This is a genomic window from Hoeflea sp. EC-HK425 (assembly GCF_902498795.1).
Lineage (GTDB): Bacteria > Pseudomonadota > Alphaproteobacteria > Rhizobiales > Rhizobiaceae > Hoeflea > Hoeflea alexandrii.
Genome location: NZ_LR701572.1, coordinates 3,126,082 through 3,139,440 on the forward strand (window position 1 = coordinate 3,126,082; position 13,359 = coordinate 3,139,440).

The following is a 13,359-nucleotide window of genomic DNA, read 5'->3' on the forward strand; positions in this document are numbered from 1 at the left end:
AGGCAGAGCACGGTCTTCGGAAAGCTACTGACCACAGTCGCTGAAGAGGTGACAAGAAAGCCGGTCAAGCCAGCCGCACCGCACAATCGACGAGGAAACATATCTTGGACGTAGTCGTTATCGGCGCAGGTCTGGCAGGCCTCACTGCAGCCGCCATATTGGGTCAGGCCGGAGCCAGCGTTGAGATTGTTGAAGCCGACCGCCATATCGGGGGCCGTATTCGTGCGGTGCGTGACCCGGTCAGCAACCGCGCGCTGGCCGATCTGGGGCCGACCTGGGTCTGGCCGAAATATCAACCCGGAGCGGCACGGTGGCTCGACAGGCTCGGCATCACCACCTTCGAGCAGTTCAACGACGGGGACGCCGTCATAACCGGATACGGGCCTGCGCCGTTCCGCCAGCCTGTCCCGGGCCAGGATGGAATGGTTCGCATCGCCGGCGGTCCGTCAGCCTTCATTGATGCCCTTGCCGGCATTGTGGGTACCGCCCGGATCCGCACATCCGCTGCCGTGACCGGGATTACCGAAGACGGCCCCGACAAGCTGCAAATCCACCTCGGTTCGGGCGAGACCCTCACAGCGGGAAAGGTGATCGTTTCTGTTCCGCTTCGCGTGGCAGCCGTCAGCATGCGTTTGCCCTGGGCTCCGGCAAGCCTGCTTGATGCCCTCAGCGGGACGCCAACCTGGATGAGCAGCCAGGCCAAGGCTGTTGCTCTCTACGAGCGGCCGTTCTGGCGAGATGCCGGACTGTCGGGCAGGATCGTCAGCCGCAACGGCCCACTGTTCGAGGCGCATGATCATTGCAGCGCCGACAACACGACCGCGGCAATATTCGGCTTTGTGAGCTGGTCACCGGAACAGCGCAAAAAGGACCCGGAAGGCCTACGGCAGGCAATCCTCGACCAGCTTTCGGCCAGCTTCGGCAAGGCCGCCGGCCACCCCCTTGAGCTGGTGGTGCAGGACTGGGCGACCAATTCCCGTATCGCCACCGGAATGGACCTCTCCGAAGCCGCGCAGCACCCGGATCTGGCTCCCGCGGTCCTGAGGCAGCCACATCTCGGCGGACGGCTTCGTTTCGCGGTCTCCGAGGTCTCGGAGATCAGCCCCGGCCTCATCGAAGGTGCACTCTTGTCGGGTGAACGGGCCGCATCGGAGCTGCTTGGAGAGCGCCTCTGACGCGAGAGGCGAAGAGCAGTGCGCGGCGCGACCTATCCCTTCAGCTCTTCCAGCCCGGCAAACAGGCCCAGCGCTTCCGGATTGGCGAGCGCCTCCTGGTTCTTGACCGGGCGGCCGTGAACCACGTCGCGGACGGCGAGTTCTACAATCTTGCCGGACTTGGTGCGCGGAATGTCGGTGACGGCCAGGATCTTTGCGGGCACGTGGCGGGGTGAGGCGCCGGAGCGGATCTTGGCACGAATTCTCGCCTTGAGGTCATCATCCAGGCTCACGCCGTCTGCAAGGCGGACGAAGAGGATGACGCGGACATCGTCGTCCCAGTCCTGGCCGATGCAGATGGCCTCGACTACCTCGTCCATCTGCTCGACCTGGTTGTAGATCTCGGCGGTGCCGATACGCACGCCGCCGGGATTGAGCGTCGCATCCGAGCGGCCGTGGATAACGATGCCGTGATGGCCGGTCCATTCGGCGAAGTCGCCATGGGTCCAGATGTTGTCGAAACGGGAGAAATAGGCGGCGTGGTATTTCTCGTCGCCCGGATCGTTCCAGAAACCGATCGGCATGGCCGGGAACGGCTTGGTGCAGACCAGTTCGCCCTTTTCGCCGGTGACCGACTTGCCGCTGTCGTCCCAGACATCGACGGCCATGCCGAGGCCCGGTCCCTGGATCTCGCCGCGCCAGACCGGCAGCGCCGGATTGCCGAGCACGAAGCAGGAGACAATGTCGGTGCCGCCGGAAATCGAGGCCAGGTGCACGTCGGGCTTGATACCCTCATAGACAAAGGAAAAGCCTTCCGGCGACAGCGGCGAACCGGTCGAGGTCAAGAGCCTGAGCGATGACAGATCGTGGGTCTTGAGGGGTTCGAGCCCGGCCTTGCGGACGGCATCGATGAACTTGGCCGAGGTGCCGAGGACGGCGAAGCGTTCGTCCGCCGCATAGTCGAAAATGACGTTGCCGTCGGGATGGAAGGGTGAACCGTCATAGAGGCAGAGGGTTGCCCCGACCGCCAGCCCCGAGGCCAGCCAGTTCCACATCATCCAGCCGCAGGTGGTGAAGTAGAACAGCCGCTCGCCCGGCTCGAGCCCGCAATGCAGGCGATGCTCCTTGAGATGCTGCAGCAACGTGCCGCCGGCGGAATGAACGATGCATTTCGGGATGCCGGTGGTACCCGAGGAAAACAGGATGTAGAGCGGGTGCGCAAACGGCAGCGGCTCGAATGATACAGGCTTGGCAGGGTAGTCGGCGATGAAGTCCGCAAGCGTGGCGGCACCTTCCACGGCGCCGGCGACAGCCGCACCGTCATCCAGCGTCGGCACGATCACGGTGGCACCGGGCTTGAGCGCTGCGGCAATCTCGACCAGCTTGGCGGTCACCTCCTGGCGCTTGCCATTGTACCAGTAGCCGTCGCAGGAGATGAACAGTTTCGGCTCGATCTGGCCGAAGCGGTCGAGCACGCCCTTGACGCCGAAATCTGGCGAGCAGGAAGACCAGATCGCGCCGATCGAGGCGCAGGCCAGCATGCAGGCAATGGTTTCGGGCATGTTCGGCAGCATCGCGGCGATGCGGTCGCCCTTGTCGACGCCGTGGGCGTGGAAGGCCTGTTGCAGACGCGAGACCAGCGCATGCAGTTCGTCCCAGCTCACCTGCCGCGCGGCCTTGTCCTCGGCCCGGAAAATCATCGCCGGCTCATCCCCGGTGCGGCTCAGCAGGTTCTCGGCGAAATTCAGTTTCGCGTCGGGGAAAAACCGCGCGCCGGGCATGGCGTCGCCGTTCTCAAGACTGCGATCGCCCTTGGTACCGCGGACGCCGCAGAAATCCCACAGCGCCGACCAGAAACCCTCGCGGTCGGCGACCGACCACTCGTGCAGCGCCAGCGGATCTTCAAGCGAACGCCCTGCACGCGCACCGGCGAAGTCCGCAAACGCCATCCAGGGGCTCTGCTTCAGATCCTGCTCATTGGGGCTCCACAGCGGGGTGTCGGTCATGATGTGCTCCTGCCAGATAATGCGGGTCAGGGTGTAGCATTGGCGGTGCCGGATGCAAACAGAACTTGATGCCGAAGCCCGGCACAATAACCATGAGCATCAGTCACCAATTGCATTCGCGTTCACCAAGCTTTAACCAGAACCGTCAGCGCCATTCGGGGCGGAATCTGGAGGGGTATCAGGGTTGGGATTCATCATCGCACAGTGGTCCTTGCGACGTGCGGCGATTTCGGGTGCGCTTTTCGTGCTCGTCTCGGTCCTGGCCGTGTTTGCAAGCCTGCCACTGGCGGTGTCGAGCGGGGTGGTGCGCGACCGCCTCGAGCGTGACATCAGCACCTGGGCGGGCCATCCAGTGTCACTCGGCGGTGCGCCCTCTCTGGACTTCTGGCCAACCCCGACGATCCAGCTCGACAATGTCGAAATCCTGCCATCGGCCTTCGCCGCCAGCGATGCGATCATGCGCGCCGAAAGCATCGTCGCCAATTTCAATCTTTTCTCGGCGGTGCTCGGCGCACCGAGTTTCTCGGAGTTCAGGCTGATCCGGCCGACCTTCAATGTCGAGCTCTATCCCGATGCGACCTCGAACTGGACATCGGCTTCCGGCGAGCTGGCGCGCGGGATCGATGCTGCAGTGGCGCGGGACCTTGCGGCGCAAACGGGCGAAGAGGTTCCCGCCACCGCGATCATTCCCGCGTCTGCCGCACTCGGTACCGTCACCATCGTGGACGGCACCATCAAATGGGTGCGGGATCCAGGTGCGGCGGCCGAAAAGCTCACCGCGATCAACGGGACCGTGGCCTGGACGGCGCCTACGGCGGTGGCGCGGGCGAACATCACCGCGATCTTCCGCGGCGAGCAGGTGACGTTTGCCGGATCGACCGCGGCGCCACTGCTGCTGCTCGGCGGCCGCACCGCGCCGGTGGAGGCCAAGATCTCGTCGGCGCCGCTCAACATTGAGTTTGGCGGATCGGTCAGCCTCGGACAAAATTACTTCCTGTCGGGCGCGCTTACGCTTTCGAGCGTTTCGGTGCGGCGCGCACTGGAGTGGTCGGGCACCGACATCCGCCCCGGCGAGGCGCTGGGCGCACTCGAACTGACGGCAAAGGTCACGGCCGAGCGGACCAAGGCCAAGCTCGACGACCTGATCATCATCATCGACCGGAACCGGGGTATCGGCGTTCTCGACATGGAGTTGCGCGAAGATGCGCCGCCGCTGATTGCCGGTACTCTGGCGTTCAACTCGCTTGACATCGCCTCCTTCCTGCAGGCGTTCACTCCGCTGCCCAAGGCCGGCACGGACATCGCCTCGACCATCGACACGCGCTTTCTTCGCGAGATCGGGCTCGACCTGCGGCTGTCGGCGCAATCGGCGAGTTTCGGGCCGGTGGCGCTCTCGAACCTGGCCGCGGCGGCCCGCGTCGACCGGGGTCGCGCCAATTTCGATGTCGGCGACGCGACCGCCTATGGCGGCAGCCTGATCGGCCGCGTTGCGCTTTCGGAGAAAGGCGTCGATGGCGGGTTCAAGGTGCAGCTTTCGGCGCGCAAGACAAATTTCAGCGGACTGTTCGATGCCGTCGGCCTGACCGGTCCGCTGCCGCGGGGCACCGGGTCCCTCGATCTCGAGGTCACCTCGCCCTACCCGACCTGGGCCACGGCCCTGTCGGACCTGACCGGCAAGATCGACCTTGCGGTGGAGGCGGGCATGGTGCCGGGGCTCGATGTCGCGAAATTCCGCGAACTGGCCGGAACCGAACGGTTCTTCGATCTTGGCCAACTGGGAGAAGGCACCGGCTTCGCCTTCAACTCCGCCCGCTTTGAGGCCACCATCGCCGATGGCGAGGCCAATTTGGAAACGGCCGAGCTGATCGGTCCGCAGCAGATGTTCTCGCTTTCGGGCGTCATTCCCTATTCGCGCTCGAGCCTTGCCATTGCAGGCGTTCTGTCGCCGGTGCCGGTCGCGGAAGGCCAGACGGCAGCCACGCAACCGGGCGCCGAGGCACTCCGGTTCTTCATCGGCGGATCATGGCCACAGCCGGTGATTTCGCCGGTGATCGAGTGAAATCCGGCAAGGGCAAGCCACGCTTGCGAAATCATGCATATTTGGCGACAATCGGGTTCGCGTGATGTCGGAGAGATACCTGGCATTCAGCGAACGGAGAGGGAGAACGCTCAGATAATGCTGCGGCTGCTTTCGGCACTTGTCAAAATCGGTTTGGCGTCGCTGATCACCGGCGCGATATTGTCGGCGCTCAACCTGTCGGCAGCCGAACTGCTGGCGGAGATCGGGCTGACGCCGGACCGCGTCTTCGCGGCCCTACAGGAAGGGGCGGCCTGGGCCATCCCCAACATCGTGCTCGGATCGCTGGTAATCGTGCCGATCTGGTTCGTCACCTATCTGCTGCGGCCACCGCGGAACTGACCTCTTACAGTCAGTGATTGGCGAAGGCCGCCTGTTCGTCGCGCAGGCGCCGGACTTCCCGGCTCTTGTTGAGAACCGAGGCGATGATGACGCCGATTGCCACGGCGCCGATCAGCAATGTACAGACAGCATTGATCTCCGGGGTTACGCCGAGGCGCACCTGGGAATAGATCTTCATCGGCAGCGTGGTCGCACCCGGGCCGGAGGTGAAGCTCGCGATCACCAGATCATCGAGCGACAGGGTGAAGGCCAGCATCCAGCCGGCAATCACCGCCGGCAGGATCACCGGCAGCGTGATCTGCAGAAAAGTGGTGACGGGCCCCGCGCCCAGATCCATCGCCGCCTCCTCGAGCGAGCGGTCAAAGCTCATCAGCCTTGATTGCACCACCACGGCGACAAAGCACATGGTGAAGGTGATATGGGCCAGCGTCACGGTCCAGAAGCCGCGGCCGAAATCGACGGCCACGAACAGCAAGAGCAGTGACAGTCCGGTGATCACCTCGGGCATCACCAGCGGCGCGAAGACCATGCCGGAGAACAGGATGCGCCCGTTGAACCGCGTGTAGCGGGTCAGCGCGAGAGCTGCGAGCGTGCCCAGCACCGTGGCGAAGGTGGCCGACACCAGCCCCACCCGGACGGTGACCCAGGCAGCATCCATCAGGCCCTGATTGTTGAAAAGCTCGCGATACCATTTCGTGGAAAAGCCGGCCCAGACCGTGACAAGCCGGGATTCGTTGAAGGAATAGATCACCAGGAGCAGGATCGGCAGGTACAGAAAGGCAAAGCCGAAGACGACCGAGGCGATGTTGAAGCGGGTCCAGCTAGTGTTCATGGCTCTATCTCACCGTCCGCTTTCCTGGGATTTCGCCTGCATCTGCTGGAAGAACATGATCGGAACCACCAGGATCAGCAAGAGCAGCACCGCGACCGCAGACGAGACCGGCCAGTCCCGGTTGTTGAAGAACTCGCTCCACAATGTCTTGCCGATCATCAGCGTGCGGGAACCGCCGAGCAGATCGGGAATGACGAATTCGCCGACGGCGGGAATGAAGACCAGCAGGCAGCCCGCGACAATGCCGGGAATGGCGAGCGGAAAGGTGATCTTCCAGAACGCGCTGATCGGCGTGCAGCCGAGATCCTGCGCCGCCTCGATCAGCGCGTAGTCCATCTTCTCGAGCGCCGCGTAGAGCGGCAGCACCATGAACGGCAGGTAGGAATAGACAATGCCGATATAAACCGCGGTGTCGGTGTTGAGGATGATCAGCGGATCGTCGATCAGGCCGATGGCCATCAGCGCCTGGTTGAGCAGGCCTTCGGGCTTCAGAATGCCGATCCAGGCATAGACGCGGATCAGGAACGAGGTCCAGAACGGCAGGATCACCAGCATCAGAAGCGTCGGCCGCAGCGATGACGGCGCGCGGGCCATGCCGTAGGCCAGCGGAAAGCCGATCAGCAGGGTGAGCATCGTCGAAATGAAGGCGATCTTGATCGAGGAGATATAGGCGTTGATGTAGAGCGAATCCTCGGTCAGCCAGAGATAGTTCGAAAAGCTGAACTGCCGGAAGGCGTCAAATATGCCGGAAATGCCGTCAGCCAGGTCGATGGTTGGCGCATAGGGCGGCATCGACATCACCGGTTCCGAAAACGAGATCTTGAGAACGATCAGGAACGGCACCAGAAAGAAGATCAGCAGCCAGGCATAGGGAACAATGATGACCAGGCGGCGGGTGATGGCTGAGATGAGTTTCACCGGGAGACCCTCATAGCGACTTGATGATGGCACGGGCGAGAAAGATCGCCATGAGCATTGAGAGAACGGCCAGCACCATGGTGCCGTAAAGATCGATCAAGTGCGGCGCGCCGATCAGGACCGCGGAAAAACCCAGGGTGGCAACCGAGACATAGGCCGCAAAGTTCTGCTCGCCGGGCGGAGATGACTTGACGAGAACCCCGTAGGTTTTGGCGAGAGCGAGGAAATAGACCGAGATAATGACATAGCCGAGATAGACCGGGGCGACTTCGGGACGCTGCACAAGCAGGCCCGCAGCAATGGCCAGGGTCATGACGATCGCGGCGATGCGATTGGTTCTGAAGGCCCTTTTCTGGGCAGCTTGGTCTGACGGCTCGGTGCTCTGCATGAACATCCCTCAATTGCTCAGCACGACGCCGCTGTCCGGGGCGAAGGAGACCCAGATCTCCTCGTCGTAGCTGAACGGATCCTCGACGGTGCGGACCGCGTTGAGCAGCGACGCCTTGACCACATCTCCGCTCTTGAGCTTGATGTGAAACACGGTCATGTCGCCGAGATAGCCGATATCCCAGACCTCGCCGGAAGCGGCATTGATGCCTCCCTCGGGCCTGGTCCGGGAGACCCGCAGCTTTTCCGGCCTGATGGCGAAACTGGCCTTCTCGCCGGTTGCGTGGGCATGCGGGGTTTCGGAACGAATGACCATGCCGTCGGGCGTCTCGATGTCGACGACGCCGCCATTGACCGCCGTGACCTCGCCGCGGAAAATGTTGATATCACCGATGAAGCTGGCGACGAATTCGGATTTCGGCGCTTCATAGATTTCCGCCGGGGTGCCGATCTGGATGATGCGTCCGACATCCATCACCGCGATCCGGTCGGCCATGGTCATGGCCTCTTCCTGGTCATGGGTGACGACGACGAAGGTCAGGCCGAGATCCTGCTGAAGGTCCATGAGTTCGAACTGGGTTTCCTCGCGCAGCTTCTTGTCGAGCGCGCCGAGCGGCTCGTCGAGCAGCAGCACCTTGGGGCGCTTGGCAATCGAGCGGGCAAGGGCGACGCGCTGCCGCTGACCGCCCGAAAGCTGATGCGGCTTGCGCTTGCCGAACTGGTCGAGCTTGACCAGCTTGAGCATGTTGTTGACGCGGTCGTCGATCTCGGATTTCGCCATGCCGTCCTGCTTGAGGCCGAAGGCGATGTTCTTCTCGACGCTCATGTGAGGAAACAGCGCGTAGGACTGAAACATCATGTTGACCGGGCGCTTGTAGGGCGGCACGCCGGACATGTTCTCGCCGTCGAGCAGGATCTGGCCTTCGGTGGGGTTTTCAAAGCCTGCCAGCATGCGCAGAAGCGTTGACTTGCCGCATCCCGAACCGCCCAGCAGCGCGAAGAACTCGCGCTGGAAGATGTGTAGGGTCAGATCCTTGACGGCGACAAAATCGCCGAATTTCTTGGTGATGTTTTCGAACGCGATGTAGGGGCGCTGGTTCGGATCATTCCACGGTTCGAAGCTTCGCCGGATGCTGCCCAATGATTTCATGATCAACTGTCCCCATGATCAATACCGGTGCATGTCGCGTTCAACCTTATTCATTCCGGCGATACCGCGCATGCATTCTCACAAACGCTCCAGCTTGCCTTGCGCTCGATGTCTGGCGCGCGGTGCTGAAGTGAAAACCCCCGGCCCATTCACCGGACCGGGGGTTTCAGATCGGGTCACTGACCGGTGACGACCTTGGTCCAGGTTCTTGTCAGCACGCGCTGCGTGCGCTGATCCTTGGGCGAGGTCGAGTAAAGGCGGCCGATGGTTTCCTCGTCGGGATAGATGGCCGGATCGCCAATCACGTCCTCGTTGAGGAACTCCTTGGATGCCTGATTGCCGTTGGCGTAGTAGACGTAGTTGGACGCCTTGGCCATGACCTCGGGCTTCATGATGTAGTTGAGGAATTCATGGGCTTCCTCGACATGGTTGGCATCGCCGGGGATCGCCATGTTGTCGAACCACATCAGAGCGCCTTCCTTGGGGATGACATACTCGATGGTGACGCCCTGATCGGCTTCCGCAGCGCGGTCGCGGGCCTGAAGGATATCACCCGACCAGCCGACGGCGAGACAGATATCACCGTTGGCCAGAGCGTTGATGTATTCCGACGAGTGGAACTTCTTGACGCTCGGACGCACCGTGAGCAGCAGCTCCTCGGCCTTGGCGATGTCATCGGGGGAGTTTGAATCGGGATCGAGGCCAAGATAGTTCAGCGCTGCCGGGACGATCTCATCGGCCGTGTCGAGCATGTAGACACCGCAATCGGCAAGCTTGGAGATGTTTTCCGGATCAAACACGATCGACCAGGAATTCAGCGGCATGTCGCCCAACCGTTCCTTGACCTTGTCGACATTGATGCCGAGGCCGGTGGTGCCCCACATGTAGTTGATGGCGTGCTCGTTGCCGGGATCGTATTTTTCCAGCCGCGACATGATCGCCGGATCCATGTTGGCGAGGTTGGGCAGCTTTGACTTGTCGAGTTCCTGGAACACGCCGGCCTGGATCTGCCGGGCGAGGAAGGTTCCGGTCGGAACCACGATGTCGTAGCCGGTCGAGCCGGCAAGCAGCTTGGTTTCCAGCACCTCGTTGGAATCGAACACGTCGTAGACAACCTTGATGCCGGTTTCCTTGGTGAATTCCTCGAGAATGGACTCATCAATATAGTCGGACCAGTTGTAGACGTTGACCACGCGCTCCTGGGCGGTGGCGAGCACGGTCGATGCGGCGAGCATGACGGCTGCTGAGATTAGGCGGGTTTTCAGGGTCATTCCTGTTCCTCTCGTTTTGTGATCTTGCCACTCCTCAAACGGCCAGGCCGTAGCGGGGGCTTCCACGTCCCGGCCTTTGATGGCCGGGTGCGGCGGATGACCCAACTTTAGGCGGAATCTCAGGTTGCACAAGAGGTGATCAAGGCATTTCCGGGCAGGCCGGCGACAAATTGCTGCGACGCACTTGTTCCCTTGGGGGCGCTTCGCCCCGCGGCTGCCGGGGCAGCGTGGAGCGATGCCGATGTCACTGAAAATCAAAGGCGGACAACCCGGTCACCATCTCGTCAAGCCCGAGCGGCCGGGTGATCGGCGGTTCGGCCCGGGCGAGGCAACCGGCGCGCTCGCAAAGGCGGCAGGCCGGGCCGACGGCAATAGTGACCGGTTGCGATGTCTTGCCGCCGGTCATCGCCAGCGCGCCGCCATAGACGATCTCGTCGCGGAAACCGATGTCGCAGCCCAGCAGGATGGCGGTACGCCGCGGCCGTTCGGAGAAGGCGCCCTGCGGACCTTCAAGCGTGCGCGAGATGGTGAGGAACTCGGCGCCGCCGGGCATTTCAACAGCTTCGACCAGCACTTGCGCGGGCTGCGAGAAGGCCGCGTGGATCGACAGTTTCGGACAATTGCCGCCAAAGCGCTGTTGCGGAAAGCCCTGCGCCCCGGCACGGCGGAAGCGATGGCCGGCGACATCGACCTCGAGCATGAAGAACGGAACGCCCGAAAGGCTCGGCCGGCACAGTGTGGTGACGCGGTTGGCGGCCTGCTCGAAGGACACGCCGAAGCGGGATTTGAGCACATCGATATCGTAGCGGGCGCGCTGGGCCGCGGCATGAAAGGCCTGATAAGGCATCATCAGCGCGTGGGCCGCATAACGGGCGAGCTCAAAACGGGCGATGCGGCGGGCCTCGTCGCTCGACAGCTTGAGATCGTTGATCCCGGCCGCGATGGCGACATTCATGCGGATCAGCGAGGCTTCCATGGCGACCTCGCGCAGCTGGTCGAACGGCGACAGCCGTTCGGACAGGAACAGGCGCTGCGAATGGCGGTCATAGCGGCGGCGCCAGTTGGGCATGGTGGCGACCGGCAGCGAACGGACGACAACGCCGTGCTCGGTCCTGAGCCAGGCCTTGAGCGCGCCCATCAGGTCATCGCCGGGCTTGAGCAGGCTGTGAAAGGCCTCCGCCTCCTCCTCCAGCGCCGGGTGATGATTGGGGCGGTTCTCGAGAACCTCGCGGACCTCGTCCATGGGCAGTTGTGCACCCGACAAGGCAGGACTGTGGCCCTCGCGCGCCAACATGGCGGAGAGGTCCGACAGACGCTCGGCCTGCTCGCGGTAGGCGCGGTGAAGCTTCAAGATGGCGGCGCTGGCATTGGGCGCGGCCTCGGCGATCTCGATGACTTCCTGGTCGCCCGGCAGCTCCCCGGTCAGGAGCGGATCGGCGAAGACCTCCTTGAGGCTTGCGAGCGTGGTGCCGCCGCCCTCGCCCTGCAGTTCCTCGGCATCGACCTTGTAGACCGAAGAGAGCTTGAGGATCAGCTGAACAGTCAGCGGACGCTGGTTGCGCTCGATCAGATTGAGATAGGACGGCGAAATCCCGAGCGCCTCGGCCATCGCCGTCTGGGTCAGGCCCTTGGCGTTGCGGATCCGGCGAATGCGCGGACCGGCAAATATCTTCTGTTCAGCCATCGCACGATCTTTACAGGTTTTTACAGACTTTCGTCGCAGTCCGCAGAGGTTTCTCTTTTACAATTGTGACAAATTTACACGTGGGTTTTGTCAAACACAAGACAGGTTGACCTCAATTATCGGCTGGAATTGTTGAATTTTCTCGGCTTCATGTGCAGCGCAATGTAAATTCAGTCACATCGAAAGCGGACAAAGGGCTCCCAAGCTGGTTCGCTGGACAGCAACATACCTTGACCGGAGAGACGTCATGACTGATTTTTACAACCTCGTTCCAACCGCACCCGAAGGCCGCTATGACGGCATCGAACGTCCCTACAGCCCGGCAGACGTGCAGAAGCTTCGCGGTTCGGTCAACATCAAGTACAGCCTCGCCGAGATGGGCGCCAACCGGCTCTGGAAGCTGATCCACGAGGAAGACTTCGTCAACGCGCTGGGCGCCATGACCGGCAACCAGGCCATGCAGCAGGTTCGCGCCGGCCTCAAGGCGATCTACCTCTCGGGCTGGCAGGTTGCCGCTGATTCCAACACCGCCTCGTCGATGTATCCCGACCAGTCGCTCTATCCCGCCAATGCAGCTCCCGAGCTTGCCAAGCGCATCAACAAGACGCTGCAGCGCGCCGATCAGATCGAGAACGCCGAAGGCAACGGGCTTTCGGTCGACACCTGGTTCGCACCGATCGTCGCCGACGCGGAAGCCGGTTTCGGCGGACCGCTGAACGCGTTCGAAATCATGAAGGCCTTCATCGAAGCCGGCGCCGCGGGCGTTCACTACGAAGACCAGCTGGCATCGGAAAAGAAGTGCGGCCACCTGGGCGGCAAGGTCCTGATCCCGACCGCAGCCCACATCCGCAACCTCAACGCCGCCCGCCTGGCTGCCGACGTCATGGGCACTCCGACGCTGGTCATCGCCCGCACCGACGCGGAAGCCGCCAAGCTTCTGACCTCGGACATTGACGAGCGCGACCGTCCGTTCGTCGACTACGACGCCGGCCGCACGGTCGAAGGCTTCTACAACATCAAGAACGGCCTCGATGCCTGCATCGCCCGCGCCAACGCCTATGCGCCGCATTGCGACCTGATCTGGTGCGAAACCTCTAAGCCGGATCTCGAGCAGGCCCGCAAGTTCGCCGAGGGCGTGCACAAGGAGCATCCGGGCAAGCTGCTGGCCTACAACTGCTCGCCTTCGTTCAACTGGAAGAAGAACCTGGACGACGCGACCATCGCCAAGTTCCAGCGAGAGCTCGGCGCCATGGGCTACAAGTTCCAGTTCATCACGCTGGCCGGTTTCCACCAGCTCAACTACGGCATGTTCGAACTGGCGCGCGGCTACAAGGACCGGCAGATGTCGGCCTATTCGGAGCTGCAGGAAGCGGAATTCGCGTCCGAGGTCAACGGCTACACCGCGACCAAGCACCAGCGCGAAGTCGGCACCGGTTACTTCGACGCCGTCTCGATGGCGATCACCGGCGGCAAGTCCTCGACCACCGCGATGGGCGAATCCACGGAATCGGCCCAGTTCAAGCCGGCCGCTGAATAAC

General features: G+C 62.5%; 11 protein-coding genes. 4 read left to right on the forward strand and 7 right to left on the reverse strand.

Features of this window, described 5'->3' with window-relative positions:
* Window positions 1-104: 104 nt before the first annotated feature.
* A complete protein-coding gene (locus SPHINGO391_RS17810; protein WP_152010098.1) occupies window positions 105-1,175 on the forward strand; it encodes an FAD-dependent oxidoreductase in 1,071 nt (356 codons plus the stop codon).
* Between the two features lie 32 nt (window positions 1,176-1,207).
* Here SPHINGO391_RS17810 and SPHINGO391_RS17815 read toward each other — a convergent pair whose 3' ends face one another.
* Complete coding sequence (locus SPHINGO391_RS17815) at window positions 1,208-3,163, reverse strand: acetoacetate--CoA ligase (protein WP_152011616.1); 1,956 nt, start codon at window positions 3,161-3,163, stop codon at window positions 1,208-1,210.
* Between the two features lie 181 nt (window positions 3,164-3,344).
* Here SPHINGO391_RS17815 and SPHINGO391_RS17820 point away from each other — a divergent pair, with 181 nt between their 5' ends.
* On the forward strand, window positions 3,345-5,219 hold the full coding sequence (locus SPHINGO391_RS17820; RefSeq protein ID WP_152010099.1) for an AsmA-like C-terminal region-containing protein: 1,875 nt from the start codon (window positions 3,345-3,347) through the stop codon (window positions 5,217-5,219).
* 117 nt (window positions 5,220-5,336) lie between these two features.
* Window positions 5,337-5,579, forward strand: a complete 243-nt coding sequence (locus SPHINGO391_RS17825; protein WP_152010100.1) for a DUF6460 domain-containing protein — start codon at window positions 5,337-5,339, stop codon at window positions 5,577-5,579.
* Window positions 5,580-5,589: 10 nt separating this feature from the next.
* On the opposite strand, the gene SPHINGO391_RS17830 is transcribed toward SPHINGO391_RS17825, so the two are convergent.
* From SPHINGO391_RS17830 to SPHINGO391_RS17855, 6 genes are all read right to left on the reverse strand, one after another.
* Window positions 5,590-6,411 (reverse strand): ABC transporter permease, encoded by an 822-nt coding sequence (locus SPHINGO391_RS17830; RefSeq protein WP_152010101.1) that lies wholly within the window; start codon window positions 6,409-6,411, stop codon window positions 5,590-5,592.
* Window positions 6,412-6,420: 9 nt separating this feature from the next.
* Window positions 6,421-7,329, reverse strand: coding sequence for an ABC transporter permease subunit (locus tag SPHINGO391_RS17835; RefSeq protein WP_152010102.1), 909 nt, complete (start codon window positions 7,327-7,329; stop codon window positions 6,421-6,423).
* Between the two features lie 10 nt (window positions 7,330-7,339).
* The gene (locus tag SPHINGO391_RS17840) at window positions 7,340-7,717 is read right to left on the reverse strand and encodes a hypothetical protein (protein ID WP_152010103.1); all 378 of its coding nucleotides are present in this window, start codon (window positions 7,715-7,717) and stop codon (window positions 7,340-7,342) included.
* Between the two features lie 9 nt (window positions 7,718-7,726).
* On the reverse strand, window positions 7,727-8,866 hold the full coding sequence (locus SPHINGO391_RS17845) for an ABC transporter ATP-binding protein (protein ID WP_152010104.1): 1,140 nt from the start codon (window positions 8,864-8,866) through the stop codon (window positions 7,727-7,729).
* A gap of 176 nt (window positions 8,867-9,042) precedes the next feature.
* Window positions 9,043-10,137 carry a polyamine ABC transporter substrate-binding protein gene (locus tag SPHINGO391_RS17850; RefSeq protein ID WP_244615233.1) on the reverse strand — a complete coding sequence of 365 codons (1,095 nt, stop codon included), beginning with the start codon at window positions 10,135-10,137 and terminating at the stop codon, window positions 9,043-9,045.
* 244 nt (window positions 10,138-10,381) lie between these two features.
* Window positions 10,382-11,821: an XRE family transcriptional regulator gene (locus SPHINGO391_RS17855; RefSeq protein ID WP_152010105.1), complete on the reverse strand. Its 1,440-nt coding sequence runs from the start codon at window positions 11,819-11,821 to the stop codon at window positions 10,382-10,384.
* 247 nt (window positions 11,822-12,068) lie between these two features.
* On the opposite strand from SPHINGO391_RS17855, the gene aceA reads away from it, so the two are divergent.
* Window positions 12,069-13,358 (forward strand): isocitrate lyase, encoded by a 1,290-nt coding sequence (gene aceA, locus SPHINGO391_RS17860; RefSeq protein ID WP_152010106.1) that lies wholly within the window; start codon window positions 12,069-12,071, stop codon window positions 13,356-13,358.
* The last annotated feature ends 1 nt before the right edge of the window (window position 13,359 follow it).

Coding starts and splice junctions, on each gene's coding strand:
- SPHINGO391_RS17850 (WP_244615233.1), bottom strand. CDS start 10,137: ATGACCCTGAAAACCCGCCTAATCTCAGCAGCCGTCATGCTCGCCGCA.
- SPHINGO391_RS17825 (WP_152010100.1), top strand. CDS start 5,337: ATGCTGCGGCTGCTTTCGGCACTTGTCAAAATCGGTTTGGCGTCGCTG.
- SPHINGO391_RS17830 (WP_152010101.1), bottom strand. CDS start 6,411: ATGAACACTAGCTGGACCCGCTTCAACATCGCCTCGGTCGTCTTCGGC.
- SPHINGO391_RS17845 (WP_152010104.1), bottom strand. CDS start 8,866: ATGAAATCATTGGGCAGCATCCGGCGAAGCTTCGAACCGTGGAATGAT.
- aceA (WP_152010106.1), top strand. CDS start 12,069: ATGACTGATTTTTACAACCTCGTTCCAACCGCACCCGAAGGCCGCTAT.
- SPHINGO391_RS17840 (WP_152010103.1), bottom strand. CDS start 7,717: ATGCAGAGCACCGAGCCGTCAGACCAAGCTGCCCAGAAAAGGGCCTTC.
- SPHINGO391_RS17855 (WP_152010105.1), bottom strand. CDS start 11,821: ATGGCTGAACAGAAGATATTTGCCGGTCCGCGCATTCGCCGGATCCGC.